Below are 24,786 nucleotides of genomic sequence, written 5' to 3'. Positions count from 1 at the left end.
CGCAAAGTTATGATTAAATACAGGAGGCGGGGAATCGGATCGGGAAAAAGATGCGTTAAAAAAAAACCACGGTAAAAACCGTGGTCAGTGTTTCTGTAACTATTGAACTTATTGTGATGACAAAGTTTAATCTTTAACACACGTTTCTCATCACTTAACGAGTTTATATAAACTGTATCCGATAGTGCTCACAACATCTATTGCTGCTTCGCTGGTCTTTGCAGCGGGTTTGCTGCCGGAACCACTATTGTCTACAGGCGTCTTATTTTCCTGTTTTCCACCTTTATAGCGGTAGTTTCTTTCCACAGAATCAGCCTTATTTCCGCTGTTGTCTCTGTTTTCACCGTCGTTGTCATTATCCTCCCGATCGGAGTCGTTGTTGTTATGGTCCATATCCACAGAAGATCCGTCTTCGTTCATTTTGATCTCAACGTGACCTCTGTCGCGGTTACGGCCAAAGTCGTCCCAATCGTCGTTAAAATCCCATCCGTGAGAATATTCCAGGTTTCTGTCCATCTGTACCTTCTTATTAGCAGGTACTTTCACGATCACCCTGATATGCTGTCCTCTGAATTTGGAGTCTGCCGGAATTGAAATACCTGATGGCACGTAGAGAATTGAATCTCTTTGTTCCAGCTGATACTGAATTTGTTTGGCAAGGGCTCTTGCCTGGGCAACGGTACGTCCGCGGGAATAGCGTTCTATATACACCTCGAAACTGTCGCTATCACTTTTTTCCAGTCTGATCCTGGCGGAATTGATGATAACGGTGTCTTCTGTCACACGCAGTGCATCCCCGAAAAAGTCGATATCGTCGATGTTGGTATAATCTTCCGCCTGTTTAATGACTAACTTTCCATTGGAAGGTTGCACGAGGGCGTAATTTTCTTTTAAAATTCTTCCGGGACCGGTCCTGAAGTCTCTGATCACAGAGGCAACCAGTGCAACCGCACAGATCAGACCGGCAAACCATAACAGGCTGAGCGTATATCCTACATAGCGATTAGCTTCCTTGATACCGGTCGCCTTGCGGACGAAGAACATGATCAGCGCCACGATAGGGATACCTACCAGGAACAGGATGGAACACCAGAGTAAAAGATTTTGTACAGCACCTGACAGGATCAGGTTTTTCAGCGGGTAAAGGGCCGCGGAAGATGCGGTGATGCCGATACCTACGCTGATCAGCGAGATAAGGATCACAACCGCAAGAAAATAGAAGAATCCCTTGGTCAGTAACAGGAGTACTTTTCCCAACGCTTCGAAGATGTTGCGAAAAGCTCTTTCGATGTCACTACCAACTTGCCTTCCGCGGCCCTGGGAAAAATTTTTAACATCGTTCCCAAAGTTCTTGAAATGGCTTTTGGCAGCGTTGATCTCGTCCTGCACAGTAGCACGTATATTATTAACGTCTACCTTTTCTCCTCTCATCTGCAGTTTTTCAGCGGCAGTGTTTGCCTCCGGGGTTACAATCCACAGAATGAAATATACCAGGATACCGGAACCGAAACCACCGATCGCCAGGAGGGCGAAGATGATACGGAATACCACCGGGTCTACGTTCAGGTAAGCGCCGAGGCCACCACATACACCACCCAGTACTTTAGCCTCCGGATCACGGTACAGCCTTTTACGCGGGCGGATAGATTCATATGCAGGGTCGTTGGCTGGCTGCTGTTGCTTGCCAGTACTTTCTTCGGCCTGATCAAACTGTTCCGGCGTACCCATGGAAGCTTTTACAGCCTGCACGTCTTCATCGGTGATACAGTGTGTTGTTTTTAATTTATTCAGGAAAAGCTCAGCGATGCGGCTCTCAATATCACTCACAATCTCATCCCCACCCTCTTCGCGGGCGAAATACCGCGACAAGCTTTCCAGGTACTGCCGCAATATCTCATATGCACTATCCTCGATAGCGATAAGGCGGCCGGCCAGGTTGATGTTAATGATCTTTTTCATCTCGATGCTCTATTTTAGGTTTTGGTTATTGGATGGTAGTGTTAATGTTATTGACTTGTAAGCTGTGTTACTGCATTGGCCAGCTCATTCCAGGTTGATTCCAGTTCCTTATAGAAGAATTCTCCCTTGTCGGTCATGGAAAAATATTTCCTTGGGGGACCTGAATTACTTTCGACCCATCGGTAAGTAAGAAATTCTGCGTTTTTAAGTCGGGTAAGCAGTGGGTAAAGGGTCCCCTCCAGGATGTCCAGCTTTGCTTCTTTCATTTTTTCGATAATGTCTGAAGGATAAGCTTCTCCTTGCTTGATGATCGAGAGGATACAGAACTCAAGTACCCCCTTTCTCATCTGTGACTGTGTGTTATCTATATTCATGGCAAGTGAGCTTTATGAATAAAACGATACTTAAACATGGTAAATGGTGGTTTCTGATGATTACGATACAAAGATAGGTATTTTATACTACTATGCAATACACAATACCATGGAAAACAAAATAACTTGCTTAGGATATTACCGGAATTAATAAGCAAACAATTGATATACAATTATTTAAGAAATATAAAGCCCTTGGAAAAATTTTTTACGTTTGTGACGAACGGTCTTAAATAAGGGATGAACGTGGTGTCATGGGTATAATGGTTTCCCGGGAAAGCCACTCATAAATAAAAGGGATTTAACATTTTTTTATCGTCTATCTTTACAAAGTAGGTTAGCTCTAACTTATTTTTGTACTGTACAGATGAAAAGACTTATTGGCATATTCCTCCTGGCACTGATGTGCACACAGCTCCTTCCGATTAAGGAGGTGGGGAAGATATTGTTCAATAATCAGATCGTCGAAGAGCATCCTGTGGAAGATGGTTGCAACTGTGACCTCGTTAAAATTGCCAAGGATCTCAAATTCCTCAACAACAGTTCTATTATCCAGTTTGAGCCTTCATTACTGGTAAAGAGTCTGCACTATAATTTCTTTGCGGAGATCCCACAGGGTCCTACCCGCGAAATACACTGTCCTCCACCCAACTGTTAATAGATTTAAACTATTGAATCAGTACAGCCATGCTGCCCTGTAGGGGCTTTTTCGGCTTTATACTGATCTCATCTTATTTCCTCCATATCAGGCGCATGCGCGCACACTTACTATTATCCATTTTTTTCACTTAACCGGAGTAGCTATGCCAGTTGATAAGGGCATGCCTATCCCCTGTTATAACGTTATTCGCGTTTCTTTTAAATCCTTCGGACTATGAGCAGGCAATCCATATTTTCCAATGTTAAAGGTGACCTTTCTGCCGGCCTTGTTGTATTTCTTATTGCGGTTCCGCTTTGTCTGGGTATTGCCCTCGCATCCGGCGCACCGCTGTTTTCTGGTATGATCGCCGGTATTGTAGGTGGGTTGGTGATCGGTTCTTTGAGCGGTTCTCAGCTGAGTGTGAGTGGTCCCGCTGCCGGTCTTACCGCTGTAGTATTGACAGCTGTTACAAAATTTGGCGTATTTGAAGTTTTCCTGTTAGCCGTTGTGATCGGTGGTGTGATACAGCTGGCACTTGGCCTTTTAAAGGCGGGTATTGTTGCCAACTACTTCCCTTCCAACGTTATCAAGGGTATGCTGACTGCTATTGGTATTATTATTATACTGAAGCAGTTACCGCACGCCTTTGGTTATGATGCTGATTCGGAAGGCGACTTCGCTTTTATACAGGTAGATGGAGATAACAGTATTACTGCTTTACTCTCTACCCTGAATCATATTCACCTGGGTGCTACCCTGATTACCATCGTATCTGTACTGATCATCCTTTACTGGAACAAGATCCCTAAAGTGAACGTGGTACCGGCTCCCCTGGTGGCTGTACTGACAGGTGTCGGACTGAATATGCTGTTCATTGCCACCGGCAGTGTACTGGCTGTTGCACCGTCTCACCTGGTAAATCTTCCCGTTGCAAGCGATTTCAACTCGTTCATCGGTCAGTTCACACTTCCTGACTTCAGCGCTATTACTAATAAAGAAGTTTGGGTCGTTGGCGCCACTATCGCAATAGTAGCGTCTATTGAAACCCTGCTGAACCTGGAAGCGACAGACAAGCTGGACCCCATGAAACGTCATTCTCCCCCTAACCGTGAATTACAGGCACAGGGTATCGGTAATATCATAAGTGGTATGCTGGGCGGTCTGCCGGTTACATCCGTAATCGTGCGTTCCTCTGCAAATATCAACTCCGGCGCCCGGACCAAACTATCTGCTATTTCACACGGGGCTTTGCTGTTAGTTTGTGCAGCGTTAATTCCTACCCTGCTGAATAAAATACCTCTGGCCACCCTCGCAGCTGTACTGCTGGTAACCGGATACAAACTGTGTAAGATTTCCATCTTTAAGGAAATGTTCAAAAACGGTAAGTATCAATGGATTCCATTCGTAGTAACAGTCGTTGCGATCGTATTTACCGATCTGCTGATCGGTATCTCCCTGGGTATGGCTGTCAGCGTTATTGCCATTCTCCGTGGTAACATCCGTAGTTCTTACTTTTTCCGTAAGGAGAAATATAAAGCCGGCGAAAGCATCATTCTGGAACTTGCACAGGAAGTTTCCTTCCTGAATAAAGCCAGCATATTGCTGACGCTCGACCATATGCCGGAAAATTCTACTGTGGTTATTGACGGAAGTAAAACCACATACATAGATTTTGACGTATTAGAAACTATACGAGAGTTCAAAGAGGTAAAAGCTGTGCAAAAAAACATCACAGTAATTATCACTGGTTTCAAGGAACAGTATAAACTGGCCAACACTGAAAATATTTCCCCCGAGCAGCAGGAGAAAATAGCCAGTGGTCATGTTCATACCATCACCGGTAACCACGAACAATTGTTGAAGGAGCTTCAGCTGAACTAATTACTGCAGCTCCATGTATTAAATTTAAAAACAGTAAAAAACTTGAAGAAAATGAAAACATTAAATAAGGCATCTCAATCCAATATTACTCCGGCACAGGCTTATGAATTATTGAAACATGGTAACGAGCGTTTTGTAGATAACCTGCAACTGCACCGTAACCTCCTTGAGCAGGTGAACGATACGCGTGACGGTCAGTGGCCAATGGCTGCGATCGTGAGCTGTATGGATTCCCGTACCTCCGCAGAACTGATCTTTGACCAGGGTCTGGGCGATATCTTCAGTATCCGTCTGGCTGGTGCAGTGATCTCTGATAACGTACTGGGTAGTCTGGAATATGCCTGTAAAGTAGCAGGTTCCAAATTCATCGTTGTACTGGGTCACACCAAATGTGGCGCGATCAAAGGTGCATGCGATATGGTACAGATGGGTAACCTGACCGGTTTGCTGAATAAGATCACGCCGGCGGTTTTCGCAGAGAAAACCATCACTGAAAACAGAACTTCTTCTAACCCTGCATTCGTGGATGCAGTGACACATCTTCATACTGAGCGTTCTGTACAGGCGATCCTCGAGCAGAGCCATATTCTGCGTGAAATGATCCTGAATGGCGAGGTGGGTATTATCGGCGCTATGTATGATGTAGAAACAGGTGTGGTGACATTCCAGGAAGAAACCCTGGTAATCGGTAGTGAGAAGTTCAACACTACTCCTGAGGCTGCGACAGTCTAAGGATGTACAACTCCTGACAAGCCATGCTTGTAGTCATATACAAAGGAAAAGCCGCTCTTCTCCAGGAGCGGCTTATCTGTTTTTATTACTTCCCGTTTTTCTGATACCGTTTTGATAGTGCTTTAATCTTCATTATCCTACGTTAATCCTACGTTCATGAACGTAGGATTAACGTAGGATAAGCATTATATAACAAAGTATAAACCGAATATCAGAGACGACGAATCAGATCTTTCTGAGTCTTTCTGCTGCCTGTTCCAGCGTTTCCGTTTTTTTCGCGAAACAGAACCTTACCACATGATCATCTTTCCCGTTTTCATAGAATGCTGATACAGGAATGCAGGCTACACCAAATTCCTTGGTAATACGCGTAGCAAATTCCTTATCCCCTTCATCAGAGATCCGGTCATAGCGCATCAGCTGAAAATAACTGCCTTTTGAGGACAGTGGCGTGAAACGGGTATCTTTTGTCAGTTCCAGGAAATAATCTCTTTTCTGCTGATAAAATACCGGCAGGGTCAGGTAATGTTCAGGTGTCTGTAAATAGCGGGACAATCCATACTGCATCGGCGTATTCACTGAAAAACAGAGATACTGATGCACTTTACGGTATTCTGCCATCAGATGAGCTGGCGCGACGCAATAACCCATCTTCCAACCGGTGTTGTGGAATACCTTACCAAAAGAGAAGGTGACAAAACTGTTTTTCAGTAACTCCGGGTAACGAAGAATACTAAGATGCTGTGCGCCATCGAAAACCAGGTGTTCATATACTTCATCTGATAATACGAGCAGGTTATGCTCCTTTACAATCTCCTGTAATTGTGCAATATCGGCAGCCGTCATGATACTGGCGGTAGGATTGTGCGGCGTATTGATCATGATCATCTTCGTACGTGGCGTGATCCTGCTGCGTACCAGCGACCAGTCTATTGTATAATCAGGATAAGAAAGCGGGATCAGTACCGGTACGCCTCCATTGACCAGTACATTCGGGATATAGCTGTCATATGCCGGTTCAAAGATGATGACTTCATCGCCGGGGCTGATACAGGTAGCGATCGCTGTAAAGATCGCGTATGTACCACCGGGAGTGACTGTAATTTCCGTATCCGGATTTACCTGCTGACCATACAAGGTCTGTATCTTCTCAGCGATCACTTCACGCAACGGCATGATACCCGGCATAGGTGCATATTGGTTATGCCCTTCCTGCATCGCTTCGCTGACCATTCTTTTCAGCTGTTCATCACAATCAAAATCTGGAAATCCCTGAGAGAGGTTAATGGCTTTATGTTGTGCCGCCAGGGCGGACATCACTGAGAATATAGTGGTGCCTACGTTGGGTAGTTTTGACATAAAATACAAATGATCAATTACGAATAGATGTCTGAAATTAAAACATGTAATCCGTAATTGATCATCTGATCAGTGCTTTTATTCTTAAAGGAACTTATCCCCTTTATTTCTTTTTACTTCTGCGACGTATTCCTTGATCTGCTGTTCATTTTCTTTTTTGCAGATCAGCAGTACGTCGGATGTGTCCACCACGATGAATTCATCCAGTCCCTGTATCACCACCAGTTTTTCCTGTGGTGCTTTGATCATACAGTTTTTAGCATCTACGAGCATGATGTTTTTGCCCTGTACGGCATTACCGGAATCGTCTCTGTCCAGGTTCTCATAGGCAGATGCCCAGGTACCCAGATCGCTCCATCCGAAATTGGAAGGAATGACATATACGTTATCTGCTTTCTCCATGATTGCATAGTCAATGGAGATATTCGTACACTGTGGATAGATGCTTTCAATCGCTTTCTTTTCTTCCGGGGTATTCAGCAGGGCATCATTCTGTACGAAGAGCTCATCTATTTCCGGAAGATATTTATTGAACGCGACCAGGATCGTTTTCACGTTCCACACGAAGATACCCGCGTTCCAGAGAAAGTCTCCGCTTTGCAGGAAGGTTCTGGCCAGTTCGAGGTTTGGTTTCTCGGTGAAAGTTTTAACCGGATACACGTTATCAGACACCTGTTGTGTTTCAAACTGGATATATCCATATCCGGTGTCAGGACGGGTTGGTTTTATACCAAGGGTGACCAGCGCACTGTGTTTCTGTACGAACATGAGGGCATTCAGACAGGTGCTGGCAAACGCGATGGAGTCCATAATCAGGTGATCGGCAGGCGCACAGATAATGTTTGCCTTAGGGTCCTGTTTATTGATCTTATGAGAAATATAGGCAATGCAGGGAGCGGTGTTCTTACGGGAAGGCTCACTGACGATATTGTCAGTCAGCAGATCCGGCAATTGTTCCTTCACTTTGTTTACATAATGATGATGTGTAACGACAAAAATGTTTCCCTCTGGAATAAACTGCGCGAACCGTTCATAGGTCCATTGCAGCAATGTTTTCCCGGTATTCAGGATATCCAGGAATTGTTTGGGGTAATCAGTGCGGCTATAGGGCCAGAAACGGCTACCTATTCCCCCGGCCATAATGGCCACATAAAAATGCCTGTTCACGGATGTCATCTTATATAATTCCTTCCCTGATTAAATCATGTAAATGAATGATACCTATATAACGTTTATCTTTCAAAACCAATAATTGTGTTATGTCATGTTGGCGCATCATCTCCAGGGCATTGATCGCAAGTTCGTCTTCCTGGATCGTCTTCGGATGCGTTGACATGATAACTTCCGCTGTGACACTTTCGCCCGGAATGCCTTTCTCCAGCATACGGCGAAGGTCTCCGTCAGTGATGATCCCACTGAGTTCACCTTCTGCATCCAGTACGGCGGTAACGCCCAGCATACCGGAAGAGATGGCTACGATCACCTCTTTTAAAGCACTGCCTTTTGCAACCTGTGGCGCCTGGTGCAGACGACTAAGGTCTCCGACCTTGAGATACAGTTTTTTACCCAGTGTACCTCCCGGATGGACTTTTGCAAAATCAGCTGCAGTAAACCCATGCCATTCTATCAAACATACGGCCAAAGCATCGCCCATTGCCAATTGGGCAGTTGTACTGGTGGTCGGCGCCAGATTATTGGGACAGGCTTCCTGGTCTACTGAAGTATTCAGGACAAGATTAGCCTCGCGAGCCAGAAAAGACTCCGTATTCCCGACCATGGCGATCAATCTGTTGCCAAAGTTCTTAACAAGAGGAACCAGCACTTTTATTTCAGGAGAATTACCGCTCTTAGAAATACACAATATGATATCGTCCTGCTGGATCATACCCAGATCTCCGTGGATAGCATCTGCTGCGTGCATGAAAATAGCGGGGGTTCCCGTGGAATTCAGCGTAGCAACAATTTTCTGACCAATAATGGCGCTTTTCCCGATTCCGGAGACTACCAGTCGTCCGGCACACTCCGCGATCCACTCTACCGCCTTTTCAAAATCACCATTGATGTATTGCTTCAGGTCAGAGATCGCTGTTGCCTCGAGGGACAGCGTCCTTTTCGCCACTTCAGCAATATTAATAACCGTTCTATTTTTCATGGGCAGCCACAAAGTTAACTAGGATTCAGCAGATTAAGCCCATGATATTCTGTAAATTTATAATAATGCGTGCTTACACTGGTCTTTGGGGGAAAACGGGCTTCAAATGATGGCTTCCGGGTGGGGACAGCTGGAAAGGCAAGCTGAGCGGGGATTCTGCCGAGTCGTAACTCCCTATAACACATAAATTAATTGCCGGTCAGCGCATTTTTAATTAACTTCGTGTCCCCTAAAAAACACATAAACAATATCCATAATTTGTTACTTTCTTTAGAGTTTATTTGTTTTAAATTTTGAATGCAATGGCTGTTGTAAAGGTAAGTTTGATAGATGCATTACGGGAACACTTTGGGTTTGATTCCTTTAAAGGGAACCAGGAAATCATCATCAAGAGCATTCTTGCCGGTAAAGATACTTTTGTAATAATGCCGACCGGCGGAGGCAAATCTTTATGTTATCAATTACCGGCTCTGATGAGTCCGGGTTGCGCACTGATCGTTTCACCACTTATTGCTTTAATGAAAAACCAGGTGGACCTGGTACGTTCATATAGCAGTAAAGACAATGTCGCGCATTTCTTAAATTCTACCCTCTCAAAGGCACAGATAAAAAAAGTGAGAACAGACCTGCTGTCCGGCAAGACCAAAATGCTCTACGTAGCACCGGAAACGCTGACCAAGCAGGAAAATCTGGATTTCTTCCGTGAATTAGAGATTTCTTTCATAGCGGTTGACGAAGCGCACTGTATCTCCGAATGGGGTCATGATTTCCGTCCTGAATATCGCCGTCTGAAGGAAATGATAGAACAGATCAATAACGATCTGCCTATTATTGCCCTGACCGCCACAGCGACACCGAAAGTACAGAGCGATATCGTAAAGAACCTGGAACTGCGTGATCCGCAGGTATTCCTTTCTTCCTTTAACAGGTCGAACCTCTATTATGAGATCCGTCCTAAACGTAAGAAAGACCAGACCATCCGTGAAATTGTCAAGTTCATTCATCAGCATAAGGGAAAGAGCGGTATCATCTATACGCTGAACCGCAAAACCACTGAAGAACTGGCAGATATGCTGGTTGCTAATAATATCAAGGCAGTCGCATACCACGCCGGACTGGACGCTGGTACCCGTGCACAACGTCAGGATATGTTCCTGCACGAAGATGTGGATGTGATCGTTGCGACGATCGCCTTTGGTATGGGTATCGATAAACCGGACGTACGCTTTGTTATACACTACAACATTCCAAAGAGCCTGGAAAACTATTACCAGGAAACAGGGCGTGCTGGTCGTGACGGACTCGAAGGAATCTGTGTCTGCTTCTACTCTTATAAAGACGTACAGAAGCTGGAGCACCTCATGCGTGATAAACCATTGAGTGAGCGGGAAATGGGTGCGCAGCTGATCAACGAAACAGTGGCATACGCAGAAAGCTCTGCCTGCCGCCGGAAAGTGATCCTGCACTACTTCGGAGAGAAATATGAAGAGTCACAGTGTAACAATGCCTGCGATAACTGTCGCAATCCGAAAGAGAAAATTGAAGTTAAAAACCGCGTAGTCATCGTACTCAAAGCGATCAAATCATTAGAAGAACGCTTTGGTACCGAATACGTTGTAAATATCATTACCGGAAAGGTCAATCCTCAGATCACTACCTACCAGCACAACCAGCTGGAAGTGTTTGGAGAAGGAAAAGAGCATGACGCGCATTTCTGGAACTCCCTCATCCGTCAGATGATGCTGGAAGATCTCATCGAAAAAGATATCGAAGAGTACGGCCTGCTGAAACTCACAGATAAAGGACACGCTTTCCTGCAGGAGCCTTATTCTATCATGGTATCACTCAACCACCAGTTCGAAGAAGAAGGCGGCGATGAAGATGAAATAGCTGCGGAATCACAGGCATCTGCTGATACTGCGCTGTTTGAAATGCTGAAAGACCTGCGTAAGAAAGTTGCAAAAGAAAAGAACCTCCCTCCTTTCGTGATCTTCCTGGAAACATCCCTGGAAGACATGGCAACACAATATCCTACCACAGTTCAGGAACTGGAAAAGATCCAGGGTGTGAGTAAAGGAAAGGCTATCCGCTACGGAAAACAATTCGTAGACGTGATCGCTAAATATGTGGAAGAAAATGACATCGTGAAACCTGACGACTTCGTCATGAAGAGCGTTGTCAACAAAAGCGGTCTGAAAGTATTCATCATCCAGAATATCGATAAAAAGATGCCACTGGAAACCATCGCCCGTAACAAGGAACTCACTATTCCGCAACTGCTGGATGAAATGGAAACGATTGTCGCAAGCGGTACCAAACTGAATCTGGATTATTGTCTGGATGAAGAACTGGACGATTACGCACAGGATGAGATCATGGAATACTTTAAAGGCTGTGAAACATCCAGCCTTGCCCTCGCAAGAGAAGAACTGATTGAAAGCGATTATACCCTGGAACAGCTGAAACTGATGCGTATCAAGTTCCTGGTGGTATATGGTAACTAATGGACAATATTTAACACGTAATGACTGGCATACCACACATTAAGGGCACTATTGCTCCTGTAAGAGAGCGTATCATACAACATCCTTTATATCCGGAAATGCAGCGCATGGATGATATCCGTGCATTTATGCAGTATCACGTATTCGCTGTATGGGATTTTATGTCTCTGCTGAAATCACTGCAGAGAAATCTTACCTGCACAGATATTCCCTGGATTCCAAAAGGCAGCGCAGCCACCCGTTTCCTGATCAATGAGATCGTAACCGGCGAAGAAAGCGATGTAGCGCCTGATGGTACCCGCCTCAGTCATTTTGAATTATATCTCCAGGCCATGGAACAGGTAGGCGCTGATACTTCCGGTATCAAAGAATGCCTGCAGCAGCTGGAAAGAGGTAAATCTCTTACTGCTGTAATCAATGGGCTGCCACCGGCAGTACGTGGTTTTGTAAAACACACCTTCGACCTGATTGCAAACGAACCTGTACATGTACAGGCGGCTGTTTTCACTTTTGGTCGTGAAGATCTGATACCTGATATGTTCCTGGCATTAGTGAACGATCTGGACAAACAATTCCCGGGACAAATCAGTCTGTTCAAATATTATCTCGAAAGACATATTGAAGTGGATGGCGATCATCACAGTCACCTTGGTATGGAGATGGTACAGGAACTTTGTGGCAATGATCCGCAGAAATGGGAGGAGGCAGCGCATGCTTCAAGAGCTGCTTTAGAACAGCGAAATGCCCTGTGGAATGGGATCTTAGAGGAAATTAAAAGTTTTGTTGAATAAAATTTGGAAGTTAATTTTTAATTTGCTTATCTTTGCAATCCCTTCACGAGAGAAGGACAACAAAAAAGAGATGGTGCGGTAGCTCAGTTGGTAGAGCAAAGGACTGAAAATCCTTGTGTCGGCGGTTCGATCCCGCCTCACACCACGAAGAAAAAACCTCTGGTAAATACCAGAGGTTTTTTTGTTTTTATTTACTTCGTCTATCCTCTTCGCTACTCTTCTGTCAAAACAAATACCGCGTATTATAATAATGTTCAACGTAAACTAACTGAGCACAGCATTATAGCGCGCAAGAGATTCACTTTACATTATTGACACGGGATATTGATTTATACGAAATCTTCTCAGGAGAGATTTCAATTGATCACCCAAACGGTTTTTCAAATCAGCAACAAGGCGCCAGCAGCACAAAGCCGCTGGTAAATATCAGATTTATATACAGCCTGTATTTTCTATTCTCTCTTACTGCTGATATACGATTCTCATTCTTTTCCAATTTGGGACGCAATGCGTACCGAATCTCCCTTATTCTTTTGTTTTTACACCATTATCCTTAGCTTTATTCCATCTAAACCTGACAGCCATGAATAATCCTGTCGCATTTTCCAGAGGCTGCTATGTTGGCTCAAAAGTGAAGGAACATACCATAGGTCATATCACGACCAGCGAAACTGTTTTTCCCGAAAACTTTACCTCCGACTGGCATTATCATATAAATCCTCATTTCTCACATATTCTCTCCGGCGGCAGCCAGGAAATAAGAGGAAGAAAAGCTGACCATCAGATCCCTGGCGCAGGTTTATACTACTACCCTGGCATCGTTCATCAGAATGTACATTACCGTCCCGGCACACGGATATTCAATTTAGAGATCGCAGATAGTTTCTTTGCAACATACAACATCAGCATCCCTCCGGAATCTCTGATGTATGACAGTAATACTGTATTGAATACCGGCGGACTGCTCCGCATTCTGAAAGAACATTATTACAACGATGATTGCAGCATTCTCTCCATAGAACAGCTGAGCATTAGTTTAATGGATGCTAATCCGGTCATAGAGAAGCATTATCCCGAATGGACCAGACAGATACTCAATGTCATGAATGACGTCTGGAATGAGCCCTTATCATTGAAAGAACTGGCAGCACAGATTGGCATTCACCCGGTTACCTTATCGAAGTATTTTACGAAATACTTTTCCTGTACACTGGGAGAATATTTCCGGAAGATTAAAGTAGACCGCGCATTGGCCTTGATCAGATCACAGAAATATTCGCTGACAGAAATTGCGTACATGAGCGGCTTCACAGACCAGGCACATTTTACGAAAACATTCCGGCAGGTAACAGGTATGTTGCCTAAAGAATACAGAAAGATCTGAGCCTCTCTCCTACGCTAACTCCATACAATTTTACGGTAAGACAAGCGGCTACTTTTGCATCAACCACTGACAGTGTACATAACCTGTCTTTGTATACACCATGAAACAGCTTTTTCTCAAAACCGCCAGCTTCCTTATTTTATATTGCTGCCTGTATATTCCTGCAGCGCATAGTCAGCAACGTAATACCCAATTACACCGCTTATTCGAAAACTATTACCGGGAATCATTACAACTTGATCCGATCAGTGCGACATTCACAGGGGTTCACCAGTATGATAACCAACTGGCGAATGATGGTGCTGTTGCCTATTTAGTAGCGAAAGAACAGTTTGATAAAAAGTATCTAAAACGATTGAATGCCTTCTCCAGACAATCGCTGAATACAGCCGACCGCATTTCTTTCGACGTACTGAAAGAGATATTAAATATGGATCTGGAGCGCCTGAAACATCATACAGAATATCTTCCGATGAATCAGTTTTCTTCTATCCCTCTCTTAATAGGTCAACTGGGTTCAGGAGAATCTGCACAGCCATTTGCAACCATCAAAGATTATGAGCACTGGCAGCAACGCATTACCGCTTTTTCCAGCTGGACAGATACTGCTATCAGCAACATGAAAAAAGGTGTTGCTATCGGTATGGTATTACCAAAAACATTGGTCATAAAGATGATCCCGCAGATGACCTCATTGGCTGAAAGAGACTCCTCAAAAAGTGTCTTCTTTCAACCGCTGAATAAAATGCCGGCGACTATTACCGGCGCAGATCGTGAGCGATTAAAACAATCCTTTTTACGAAGTATAAATACACAATTATTACCCGCTTATCAACGTCTTGCAAACTATCTGCAACAGGAATATCTTCCACATGCAACAGACAGTGCAGGATTGTCTGGTATTACCGGAGGAAGAGACCTGTACAATTACTATGTGCGTTATTTCACGACAACGGATCTGACGCCGGAACAGCTATACGAAACTGGTATAAAAGAAGTGACCAGGATCAATGCCGCCATGGAAGAACTAAAAAAGCAGATGGGTTTCAAAGGTTCCTTACAGGAGTTCTTTGTCTTCGTCAGAACAGCTCCTCAGTTTATGCCATTTAACACGGCAGATGAAGTTTTACAGGCTTACCGGAATATCTATGATAAGGTAAAACCGCACCTTCATACCATGTTAAGCGTAGTTCCAAAAGCAACTTTTGAAATCAGACGCGTGGAAGCTTTCCGGGAAGCATCACAGAACGGACCTTCTTATTCGATCGGTGCAATGGATGGTAGTCGTCCGGGTATATTTTATGTCCCCGTTCCCGATCCAAAGAAAATCAATGTAACATTCCTGGGTATGGAAGCGACTTTCCTGCACGAGGCAATTCCCGGTCATCATTACCAGATATCCTTACAGCAGGAAAACAAAACACTACCAACATTCAGAAGGTCCATCAGTTTCAGTGCGTTTACCGAAGGATGGGCATTGTATTGCGAATCATTTGGTAAGCAACTTGGGTGTTACACAACTATTGATCAGCAGATCGGTGCATTGAACAATGAGATTCACCGTGCCATAAGACTGGTAACAGATGTTGGTATCCATACCGGCAAAATGACAAGAGAAGAAGCGATCAATTATATGTTAACACATGAATCCATCAGCGAAGAAGATGCCGTCACTTCCGTAGAACGCTATATGGCATGGCCGGGACAGGCGCTTACCTATAAGACAGGAGAACTGGAAATCATAAGATTACGCGAGGAGTGCAGGAAAAAGCTGGGTAGCAGATTTAATCTGGTCAGGTTCAATGATGCGCTGCTTCAACAGGGAGATATGCCGCTTAATGTACTGGAGCATTACCTCCGGGAATGGGCGGCAAAACAATGATCATTTTTATCTGATTTATAGAAAAAGCAGTTACATTAGTGACTGCTTTTTTAATTGCATCAAACCCCTTTTAGCCTATGAGCGATCTTTATTCCGGAAAATGGGCAGGACAATATACCCTTGGAGATGGGTACCCCAAAGAAATGATAGGAGATACAACCAGCTTTGACATTATCATGGATGTTAGTGATGGCGCGCTGAAAGGCACCTGCCGGGATGATAAAAGTAAAATACCCATGAGAGCTCCTGCTGTCATTGAAGGTTTCGTGAGAGGTGGCTTCATTAACTTTGTAAAAACGTATTCTCATGCCATCGCACAGGACGAATACAATAACTTTTTTGAAATGCCGGAGCTCCCTTCACATGAAGTGATCTACACCGGTTACTACAAAGATGAAATTTTCGAAGGCGAGTGGGAACTTGTATCACATACAGAGGTATTTCCTGACGGAAGTATCAGGCAATATCTGTTGCATGGCACCTGGTCCATGAAAAAATTATAGTACTGTGATATTTTTTACTGTCTTCCTATACAATATATTACACCTTTATTCTATTTTCATACTACCGTAAATCCGTCTTATATGGGACTATTTGACAAACTCCGCAACGAATTTATCGACATCATCGATTGGGTCGATACCTCTAATGAAATCATAGTATGGAAGTTTCCCCGCTATCAGAATGAAATAAAGATGAATGCAAAGCTGACTGTGCGTGAATCACAGCTGGCTGTATTTCTGAATGAAGGCGTTGTTGCCGACATTTTCAAACCCGGCATGTACACGCTCACTACGCAAAACATGCCGATCATGACCACGCTGAAAGGCTGGGTATATGGCTTTAACAGTCCATTCAAGGCAGACGTGTATTTCGTAAGTACCCGTCAGTTCATCAATCAGAAATGGGGAACCCGTAATCCTGTTATGCTGCGTGATGCAGAATTTGGTCCGGTACGTCTTCGTGCGTTCGGCAGCTTCGCATTCCGTGTACAGGATGCCGGATTGTTCATAAAAGAGATCGCCGCTACCAATCCTGAATTCACCGTAGAGGGTGTAAATGAGCAGCTACGTAATCTTGCCATCACCCGTGGTATGGATGCAATTGCACAGGCAAAGATTCCCGTACTGGACCTGGCAGCAAACTACGATGAGGTATCTGCACTGATTACCAATAAAATACAACCGGAATTCAACGCAATGGGGCTGGAACTGACCAAGTTCCTGATCGAAAATATTTCCCTTCCTCCGGAAGTGGAAGCTGCGATGGACAAACGTACCAGCATGGGTATCGTTGGTAACCTGGGCGCTTACGCACAGTTCCAGGCAGCCAATGCCATGGAACAGGCGGCACAGAACCCTAATGGTGGTCTGGCAGGCGCTGGTATGGGAGCAGGTTTAGGCATGGCAATGGGTAGTCAGATGGGCAATGTGTTCCAGCCGAATACCGTACAGGGTAGTAATGAAGCGCCACCGCCATTACCTGCAGCCGTACAATATTATGCCGCGATAAATGGTCAGCAGGCAGGTCCGTACACCATGGATCAACTGACACAACTGGTAGCTGCCGGTACGATCAACCAGCAGAGCCATATCTGGAAAAAAGGCATGGCCAACTGGGCAGTGGCCAACACCATGGCTGAACTGGCCGGTTTATTTAACAATACACCACCACCTTTACCTATTCCGTAATCGTTCATGGATCCATATTCCCAGGCGGAGCAATCCGCCGCTCTGAATTCGTCTTTACAATGTAACAGCTGTGGAGCTACCCTGCATTTCGCACCAGGTACCCATCAGCTGAAATGTACTTATTGCGGCGCTACCAACGAGATCGTACAGGAAAATACAGGTCCTGTCGTATCGGTAGATTATGATTCATTTATCCACAGTACAAACAGTCTGAGTGCACAACGCACGGCAAAAGTGGTGTCCTGCAAAAACTGCGGTGCCTCCACTACCCTGCTGGCGGAAGTAAACTCAGAGAACTGTACCTTCTGTGCCAGTCCGCTGGTCATCAGCGATGCGGAAAGCAAACAGATCGTCCGGCCACATTATATCCTGCCTTTTGCCATCACACAGCAACAGGCTGCTACCAACTTCCAGACATGGATGAAAAAGCTCTGGTTTGCACCTTCTGACCTGCCACAGCTGGTCTCTGGACATGCCAGTCAGCTGAGAGGTATATACCTGCCACACTGGACCTATGATGCAGATGCAAGGACTGAATATGATGGCCAACGTGGTGATTATTACTACGAAACTGAATACTACACAGAGACCGTCAATGGCAGAGAAGAAAGACGTTCCAGACAGGTACGCCATACAAGATGGCATAGTGTCAGCGGTACTGTGTATAATGAGTTCAATGATATTTTTGTGATCGCCAGCGCCTCTCTTCCTCATAAAGTGGCAAAGCGCTTAGAGCCATGGCATATGCAGGCGCTCGTTCATTACAATGAACAGTATGTGAGCGGTTTCCGTTCTGAGCTTTACCAGGTATCTCCTGAAGATGGACTGGAGCAGGCGAAACTGATCATGCGGGGTATCATCGAGCAGACGATCCGTCGTGATATCGGTGGAGATGAACAGCGCATTGAAGAGTATTATGATACCTATCGTAATATCGCTTTAAAGTATCTGCTGTTGCCTGTATGGATCAGTGCCTATAAGTATAATAACAAGCTCTATCACTTTACCGTGAACGCCTCTACCGGTGAGGTTGTAGGTGAAAGACCATACAGCGGCACCAAGATTGCATTGCTGGTAATGGCGATTATTGCTGTTGTAATATTCATTATCTATCTGAGCAAACAATAAGTCTTTTATATCAAAACGAAAGGCGTCAACAGCTTATCCCTGTTGACGCCTTTTTTATTTCACGTATGCTTACATTATGCTCCTACAGCTACTGGTCTGCCCTCATCTGTGATCCACTCACTCCAGGAACCTGCGTATAACTTCGGCATGGCATAACCGGCATAATTGGCCAGCAATACATTGAATGCCGCAGTCACCCCTGATCCACAGTAGAAGATCACATCATCTTTCGCAAAATCAGCCGCAAAATAGCCCCTTACCACATCCTGTCCTGCTACCAGTCCTTCCGGTGTAATATTGGCGTTAAATGGTCTTGAAATTGCTTCAGGAATATGTCCCGCTACCGGGTCGATTGTCTCATTCTGACCGGCATATCTGTCGGCTGTTCTTGAGTCTATCACACAACTACCATGTTCCGCTGTTGCCTTCAGCACAGCTGCTGCATCTGCCAGCAGACTATCGTCATAGCGGGCATTAAATGATTTAGCCACAGGTGTTACCACACCGCCTTCCAAAGGATATGCCTTTTCAGCCCATACCTTCTTACCACCATCCAGCACAGCCGCCTGTTCGTGACCAGCCCATTTCAGCAGCCACCACAATCTTGCCGCTGCCATAAAGCCGGCACCGGCATCATATGCAATGACCTGTGTATTAGACGTTATGCCCCATGATGCGATGGTTGCTTCCAGTGCTTTCTTTTCCGGTAAAGGATGTCTGCCGGTCTTACCTGCGATGATCGGTCCGGAAAGATCTTTGTCCAGATCAGCATACAGCGCACCAGGTATATGTGCTTTCTCATATTCTTTACGACCCCACTCTTTATCATTCAATGCAAAGCTGCAATCAATAAAAACAACATCAGGTTTATTCAGGAGCGCATGCGCCTCTGCTGGTTTTATAAAGTTAGTATAGCTCATACTGTGTCCCTTTATGTGTTAACAGATACGTCCGTGTTATTGGTATCAGTACACGAACGGTATTAATCTCCAGGTTTCCTTTTTATAGTCTATATATTCCTGTCCGAAATTGTTGATCAGTAACTCCTCTTCCACCTTCATCCTATATAGAAAAGTGAGCAGTACCGGCACAAAACCAATCACCAGTCCGACCCAGCTATTCAGTGCAAATCCATTCCCCAGAAAGGATAACAGCGATCCCAGATAAGAAGGGTGGCGCATGTATCTGTACATCCCCTTTCTGACGATCCTGTGATCACTACGGATCGCTACGTCTACCGTAAAGAACCGTCCCAATGTATAGATGGCGATAAAACGGTAGATCATTCCTGCCACGATCATTGCAAGGCCCGCCTGTACGATCGCAGGAGAACTACTGATCGGAAGGACATGCAACTGCCGGGACAAGATATGCGCCAGCGGTAATGTGATCATGATCGTGATCCAGATAAAACGCAGCGATTGTTTGTCCGCCCGTGTCTTATCAGACTGAGATGACCTTACAAGCCGGTTCAGCAGCACTTCTGACAATACCCAGATAACAGCGATGATCTGGTGGAGGGTTTCATACATAGGATGGAATATTTAGGTATTAAAGTGTCTTTACATCACCGTTTTCATAGGCGATGATCACGGTTGGTTTCAGGTTGATGAATAACCCTGTTTCCACTACACCTGTCATCGCTTTCAGCTGATGATGCAGTTGTTCCGGGTTTTCTATAGCGCCGAACATACAGTCGAGGATATAGTTCCCGTTGTCTGTAATATAAGGTTTATCTTCTCTGGTCCTTAAGGTCGGAGCGCCTTTCAGGGACTGTATACTTTTGAACACCAGTTCCCAGCCAAACGGAATAATTTCTACAGGCAGCGGGAATTTACCCAGTGTTCTTACATATTTTCTTTCATCAGCCACTATCACTTTCCTTCTGCTGGCGTGTGCCACGATCTTTTCACGCAGCAGGGCGCCACCGCCACCTTTGATGATCTGTAAATCTTCACTGATCTCATCTGCGCCATCAATATCGATGTCCAGCTGCTGGATTTCGCTGAAAGAAGTAATGGGTATACCCAGGGCTATTGCCTGTTGTTCTGAGGCAACGGAGGTAGCTACCACACGGATATTCAATCCTTCCTTTACCATCTGACCAATCTTTTCTATCGCCCAGTAAGCAGTTGACCCGGTTCCCAATCCTACTAACATACCGGGCTGTACCAACGATGCAGCCTTCTCTCCGGCTGCTTTCTTTGCTTTTGTGATCGTGTCCATGATTATCCTTTAATTGTTTAGCAATATAAGACTATTGGCCCGATTGTATTATTTTTGAAAGCCACGCTCCTATCAATAATGAATACATATCAAAAAAGCGACACCGCGCACCGCATTAAAGCGATCTTTACAGGCTCCATCGGTAATCTCGTTGAATGGTACGACTGGTATGCCTATGCCGCATTCGCCCTGTACTTTGCACCTGTCTTTTTCCCCAAAAGCAATCCTACCGCCCAGTTACTGGATACCGCCGCCATTTTTGCCGTCGGCTTTCTGATGCGCCCTATCGGTGGATGGCTCTTTGGCAGTATTGCCGACCGGAAAGGCAGGAAGGTTTCCATGACGCTTTCCGTGCTGCTGATGTCACTTGGTAGTATGATGATCGCCCTGGCGCCTACATACGCCACTGCCGGTATCCTATCTCCGGTGATCCTGCTGACAGCCAGGTTATTACAGGGCCTGAGTGTCGGCGGAGAATATGGTACCTCTGCGACCTATTTAAGCGAAATATCCACTCCTGATAAAAGAGGCTTTTATTCCAGCTTTCAGTACGTAACGCTTATCGGCGGACAACTCATTGCCCTCGGCATTCAGCTGCTGCTGCAAAAAGTGTTTCTGAGTCCGGAGCAACTGCATGAATGGGGCTGGCGTATCCCTTTTGTAATAGGCGCTATCCTCTCCCTCTTTGCCCTCGTCATCCGTCAGCATATGCAGGAGACTGTCAGCGCTGAAAAGGAAAATAAAAAACGGGGCTCTGTGATGATCCTCCTGAAAGAACATCCCAGAGCAGTACTGACAGTAGTCGGGCTCACCATGGGTGGCACACTGGCTTTTTACACCTATACCACCTACATGCAGAAGTTCCTGGTGAATACGGTACACCTGACCAAAGAAAGGTCTACCCTGCTTACCTTCCTGCTCATGCTGATATATGCCTGTCTGCAACCGCTCTTTGGTATGCTGAGTGACAAAATCGGGCGTAAACCTTTATTACTTGGCTTTGGTATACTGGGTTCCCTGCTAACTGTTCCTATCCTTACCGCTATCAGTCATGCGGCATCGGAATGGGCCGCCTTTTTCCTCATCTTCTCTGCACTGATCATTGTCAGCGGCTATACCTCTATCAATGCCGTGGTAAAGGCGGAGATGTTTCCTGCTGAGATCCGGGCGTTAGGTGTAGGACTACCTTATGCACTGACAGTTGCCCTGTTCGGTGGTACGGCTGAGTACATTGCTTTATATTTCAAGAACATCGGTCATGAATCCCTGTACTACTGGTACGTTACGGGTTGTATCTTTATTTCGCTGATCGTTTATGCTGTTGTGAGAGATACGAAACACACTTCGTTCATGGATAAAGAACAACGATAAAATAATTGTTATGTTCCCTTACGCCAATATGCCTTATGGCATTCCTCCTGCGATCTGTTATCCCCTGTCAGAATCCTGTATGATCATACTGTTCTTTCTGACGCTGCTATATGCCTGGAAAAGAGGCACAGGACATGTCGCCTATATGCTGGGCGGTTTTGGTTTTGGTCTGTTACTGGAATATGTGAACGTTGTATCCAATGCCGGTTATAAATATGGGCAGTTCTGGCTCATGCTGGGACATGCGCCTGATAATATCCCTGTCTGTATTGGTATGGGATGGGGCATTATCATTTATACTTCCCGGATTATTTCCGACAGCAGAGGGCTTCCGCTGATAGCGGCTGCCGCATTTGATGCCCTGCTGGCACTCAGTATAGATCTCAGTATGGATGTTGTTGCTTACCGGCTGCACATGTGGCACTGGGATTGGGCCAACAGACCTGAATTCCCTGATCCGCTGACAGCCCAATGGTTCGGCGTGCCCTACGGCAATTTCTTCGGATGGCTGTGTGTGGTCTTTTTCTACTCCACTTTTGCACGTACACTGGAAAAGGTCCGTTTCCGTAATAATATAGTATTGAAAGGCTGGCTGGCAATTACTCCGCTACTGTCTATCCTTATTTCACAGGTTGCGCTCTGGATCACATTATTTCCGATGGCCACCTGGCTGAATGAACAGTTTCACATCAGAAGTAAAGAAAAGCTGATTTTCCTGCTGATCTTACTCCCTGTATTGACCATATGGGGATTCAGGAAACGCAGCATATTACATCCTCCGGCATTACCCTATGTGACCTGGTTAGTCCCTGCCTGGTTTCATCTTTACTTTTTTGTCTGGTTATTTATTGGTGGATTTGCGGCAGAGAATGCCTGGATGACCTTTTTCTGTGTCATCAACCTGTTGATTGGCATCGTCATACACTGGTGGATACATTTACGTCCCGTTCGTCAGGCAGCAATAGGATCGTAATAGTTTAATCCCGAACTTAGCAATCCAGTCGCTACTTAAAATTTAAAGAAACAATGCAACAGGAAAGTAAGAGTCAGAAAATCAGTAAAACGGCCGCAAAAACGGCTGTGAGAATATTTGTTATCGTGCTGTTCATGGGCATCCTTCCGCTGGTAGCAGGAAATGACCAGGGATGGAATGACCGTATCGCCAATGCACACCTTATCATCACGAATAAATGGACACTGGTATTCCCGGTAGTTCTTTTGATCGGTTTTCTCTGGCTGGCAATTCTCTGTAAGAAGAACAAATACCAGCAGGTGGACGTCAACTGGTTACTCGTATTAAATTCAGTTATCCTGATTACCTATCTCGTGATGTTATATTCCAGAATATACAAGGTATTGCTGGCGTAACATTGTTTGTAATACAATACTTTTTAAATCTTATATCCATTGCTCCTAACAGAAGAACAGGTGCTATCCTTAGCACCGGATGAAGCTTCCAGGAAAGCCGGAAAGGCCCTGGCTGGTGCAGCAAAATGGGTGAGTAAAGGGGCGAATGAACAAGCCTTGTGGGGAGAATGCCAGGGGAGTGGCAGCAAACCGTATCAAACCCAGATAGACCTCGCCGGAACCGCTTTCAAATGTAGTTGTCCGAGCCGCAAATTTCCGTGCAAACATGGTATGGGCCTCATGTTGCTATATGCCCGTGAGTCCGCTACCTTCACTGACAACACTCCTCCTTCCTGGGTCAGTGAATGGCTGGAAAAAAGAGCCGGCAAAGAAGTCAAGAAACAGGAAAAAGAAGAAAAACAGGTAGACGAAGCAGCCCGCGATAAACGGCAACTGGCCCGTCAGCAGAAAGTGGAAGATGGTATTCACGAACTGCTGCTCTGGATGAAAGATATCATCCGTAACGGTCTGTTGCAATTGCCGGAAAAAGGCGCCTCTTACTGGGAGACCATGGCCCGCCGTATGGTGGATGCACAGGCCCCGGGATTGGCAGCTATGGTCCGTGGCCTCTCAGAGATCAACTTCTATAGTGAAGGCTGGCAACATACCTTCATGGAGCAACTGCTCCGCATCTACCTCGTTATCCAGGGTTTCAGACAGGGAGAAACACTCTCTCTCCTGTTACAACAGGAACTTCGTATCCTTGTCGGCTTCACCCAAAGTCAGGAAGCCCTCCGGCAGGAGAAGGGCATAAAAGATACCTGGCTGATCCTCAACAAACAGGTCACAGAAGAAGATAATCTGACCACCGAAAAGTACTGGCTTTATGGCCTGCATTCCTACCAGCCGGCACTGGTACTCCAGTTCTATGCAAGAGGTATGTCCAGACCACAACTCCTGTTAACAGCCGGTATGTCTATCGAAGCAGAACTGGTATTCTTTCCCTCTGAGATCCCGTTAAGGGCGCTGATCAAGGAACCTGTTACCAACAATAATCTCCAGGATACCTACGGCCTTCCCGGCTGGGAGGAACTGACAGCCACCGAAACTTCACTTGCAGAGAAGATGCCTGTCCGCAGCGAACGCCCTTATATTGTACAACAGTTAACGCCTGTTCAGCACAATATGAAATGGTGGCTCAAAGACAGCAACGATCGGATCATGCCTGTAAAAGACGGTTTCCGTAATATCTGGAAACTACTCTCCCTCAGTGGCGGTCAACCATTGGATATGGCACTGCTAGGTAAGGAACAGGAATACGAACCCCTGGGCGTCTGGCATAACGGCGTCTATAAATTGTTATAA

Annotated in this window: 22 protein-coding genes and 1 tRNA gene; 15 read left to right on the top strand and 8 right to left on the bottom strand. The window is 45.4% G+C overall.

Translation table 11 applies throughout. The annotated features are described in order from the left end of the window. Nucleotides 1-150: 150 nt before the first annotated feature. Together BMZ72_RS17335 and BMZ72_RS17330 are read right to left on the bottom strand one after the other, a co-directional pair. Nucleotides 151-1,959, bottom strand: coding sequence for a PspC domain-containing protein (locus tag BMZ72_RS17335; protein ID WP_089810547.1), 1,809 nt, complete (start codon nt 1,957-1,959; stop codon nt 151-153). A gap of 47 nt (nt 1,960-2,006) precedes the next feature. Continuing rightward, nucleotides 2,007-2,333 (bottom strand): PadR family transcriptional regulator, encoded by a 327-nt coding sequence (locus BMZ72_RS17330; RefSeq protein WP_089810545.1) that lies wholly within the window; start codon nt 2,331-2,333, stop codon nt 2,007-2,009. A gap of 367 nt (nt 2,334-2,700) precedes the next feature. On the opposite strand from BMZ72_RS17330, the gene BMZ72_RS17325 reads away from it, so the two are divergent. From BMZ72_RS17325 to BMZ72_RS17315, 3 genes are all read left to right on the top strand, one after another. Beyond that, nucleotides 2,701-2,991 (top strand): hypothetical protein, encoded by a 291-nt coding sequence (locus BMZ72_RS17325; RefSeq protein ID WP_089810543.1) that lies wholly within the window; start codon nt 2,701-2,703, stop codon nt 2,989-2,991. Between the two features lie 216 nt (nt 2,992-3,207). After that, entirely contained in the window at nt 3,208-4,854 is a 1,647-nt protein-coding gene (locus tag BMZ72_RS17320; protein WP_089810540.1) for a SulP family inorganic anion transporter, read from the top strand. 51 nt (nt 4,855-4,905) lie between these two features. Beyond that, the gene (locus BMZ72_RS17315) at nt 4,906-5,586 is read left to right on the top strand and encodes a carbonic anhydrase family protein (RefSeq protein WP_089810539.1); all 681 of its coding nucleotides are present in this window, start codon (nt 4,906-4,908) and stop codon (nt 5,584-5,586) included. A gap of 225 nt (nt 5,587-5,811) precedes the next feature. On the opposite strand, the gene BMZ72_RS17310 is transcribed toward BMZ72_RS17315, so the two are convergent. From BMZ72_RS17310 to BMZ72_RS17300, 3 genes are all read right to left on the bottom strand, one after another. Next, nucleotides 5,812-6,945 (bottom strand): methionine aminotransferase, encoded by a 1,134-nt coding sequence (locus BMZ72_RS17310; protein WP_255373225.1) that lies wholly within the window; start codon nt 6,943-6,945, stop codon nt 5,812-5,814. 84 nt (nt 6,946-7,029) lie between these two features. Continuing rightward, the gene (locus tag BMZ72_RS17305) at nt 7,030-8,121 is read right to left on the bottom strand and encodes a mannose-1-phosphate guanylyltransferase (protein ID WP_089810535.1); all 1,092 of its coding nucleotides are present in this window, start codon (nt 8,119-8,121) and stop codon (nt 7,030-7,032) included. Nucleotide 8,122: 1 nt separating this feature from the next. Next, nucleotides 8,123-9,097, bottom strand: a complete 975-nt coding sequence (locus tag BMZ72_RS17300; protein WP_089810532.1) for a KpsF/GutQ family sugar-phosphate isomerase — start codon at nt 9,095-9,097, stop codon at nt 8,123-8,125. A gap of 302 nt (nt 9,098-9,399) precedes the next feature. Here BMZ72_RS17300 and recQ point away from each other — a divergent pair, with 302 nt between their 5' ends. The 8 genes from recQ to BMZ72_RS17260 all read left to right on the top strand — a co-directional run bounded on the left by recQ (nt 9,400) and on the right by BMZ72_RS17260 (nt 18,477). Beyond that, nucleotides 9,400-11,601, top strand: coding sequence for a DNA helicase RecQ (recQ, locus tag BMZ72_RS17295; RefSeq protein ID WP_089810531.1), 2,202 nt, complete (start codon nt 9,400-9,402; stop codon nt 11,599-11,601). Nucleotides 11,602-11,621: 20 nt separating this feature from the next. After that, nucleotides 11,622-12,392, top strand: a complete 771-nt coding sequence (locus tag BMZ72_RS17290) for a DUF3050 domain-containing protein (protein ID WP_089810528.1) — start codon at nt 11,622-11,624, stop codon at nt 12,390-12,392. 72 nt (nt 12,393-12,464) lie between these two features. Further along, nucleotides 12,465-12,537: transfer RNA gene (locus BMZ72_RS17285), tRNA-Phe, on the top strand. A gap of 438 nt (nt 12,538-12,975) precedes the next feature. Then, a complete protein-coding gene (locus BMZ72_RS17280) occupies nt 12,976-13,776 on the top strand; it encodes a helix-turn-helix domain-containing protein (RefSeq protein WP_089810526.1) in 801 nt (266 codons plus the stop codon). A 100-nt stretch (nt 13,777-13,876) separates the two neighbouring features. Then, nucleotides 13,877-15,658: a DUF885 domain-containing protein gene (locus tag BMZ72_RS17275; RefSeq protein WP_089810524.1), complete on the top strand. Its 1,782-nt coding sequence runs from the start codon at nt 13,877-13,879 to the stop codon at nt 15,656-15,658. Nucleotides 15,659-15,735: 77 nt separating this feature from the next. Then, nucleotides 15,736-16,161 (top strand): hypothetical protein, encoded by a 426-nt coding sequence (locus BMZ72_RS17270; RefSeq protein ID WP_089810522.1) that lies wholly within the window; start codon nt 15,736-15,738, stop codon nt 16,159-16,161. An 81-nt stretch (nt 16,162-16,242) separates the two neighbouring features. Next, nucleotides 16,243-17,349 carry an SPFH domain-containing protein gene (locus BMZ72_RS17265; RefSeq protein ID WP_089810519.1) on the top strand — a complete coding sequence of 369 codons (1,107 nt, stop codon included), beginning with the start codon at nt 16,243-16,245 and terminating at the stop codon, nt 17,347-17,349. 6 nt (nt 17,350-17,355) lie between these two features. Further along, nucleotides 17,356-18,477, top strand: coding sequence for a TFIIB-type zinc ribbon-containing protein (locus tag BMZ72_RS17260; RefSeq protein ID WP_089810516.1), 1,122 nt, complete (start codon nt 17,356-17,358; stop codon nt 18,475-18,477). 74 nt (nt 18,478-18,551) lie between these two features. Here the strand turns inward: BMZ72_RS17260 and BMZ72_RS17255 are convergent, their stop codons facing one another. Genes BMZ72_RS17255 through rpiA form a run of 3 tightly spaced genes read right to left on the bottom strand, consistent with a single transcriptional unit; the run spans nt 18,552 to nt 20,703 of the window. Next, on the bottom strand, nt 18,552-19,397 hold the full coding sequence (locus tag BMZ72_RS17255) for a sulfurtransferase (RefSeq protein ID WP_089810515.1): 846 nt from the start codon (nt 19,395-19,397) through the stop codon (nt 18,552-18,554). A 45-nt stretch (nt 19,398-19,442) separates the two neighbouring features. Then, nucleotides 19,443-20,009 carry a methyltransferase family protein gene (locus BMZ72_RS17250; RefSeq protein ID WP_089810512.1) on the bottom strand — a complete coding sequence of 189 codons (567 nt, stop codon included), beginning with the start codon at nt 20,007-20,009 and terminating at the stop codon, nt 19,443-19,445. A gap of 19 nt (nt 20,010-20,028) precedes the next feature. Then, a complete protein-coding gene (rpiA, locus tag BMZ72_RS17245; protein ID WP_089810510.1) occupies nt 20,029-20,703 on the bottom strand; it encodes a ribose-5-phosphate isomerase RpiA in 675 nt (224 codons plus the stop codon). A 78-nt stretch (nt 20,704-20,781) separates the two neighbouring features. Between rpiA and BMZ72_RS17240 the strand changes: the two genes are divergently transcribed. Genes BMZ72_RS17240 through BMZ72_RS17225 form a run of 4 tightly spaced genes read left to right on the top strand, consistent with a single transcriptional unit; the run spans nt 20,782 to nt 24,786 of the window. Continuing rightward, entirely contained in the window at nt 20,782-22,074 is a 1,293-nt protein-coding gene (locus tag BMZ72_RS17240; protein WP_089810508.1) for an MFS transporter, read from the top strand. Between the two features lie 10 nt (nt 22,075-22,084). Continuing rightward, nucleotides 22,085-23,047, top strand: a complete 963-nt coding sequence (locus BMZ72_RS17235) for a cation-translocating P-type ATPase (RefSeq protein WP_089810506.1) — start codon at nt 22,085-22,087, stop codon at nt 23,045-23,047. A 53-nt stretch (nt 23,048-23,100) separates the two neighbouring features. Continuing rightward, complete coding sequence (locus BMZ72_RS17230) at nt 23,101-23,442, top strand: hypothetical protein (protein WP_012788433.1); 342 nt, start codon at nt 23,101-23,103, stop codon at nt 23,440-23,442. 39 nt (nt 23,443-23,481) lie between these two features. After that, the gene (locus tag BMZ72_RS17225; RefSeq protein ID WP_089810504.1) at nt 23,482-24,786 is read left to right on the top strand and encodes an SWIM zinc finger family protein; all 1,305 of its coding nucleotides are present in this window, start codon (nt 23,482-23,484) and stop codon (nt 24,784-24,786) included.

Source organism: Chitinophaga sp. YR627 (assembly GCF_900114995.1).
In the GTDB taxonomy this organism is placed as follows: domain Bacteria; phylum Bacteroidota; class Bacteroidia; order Chitinophagales; family Chitinophagaceae; genus Chitinophaga.
This window is presented reverse-complemented; position numbering and strand designations above follow the sequence as displayed.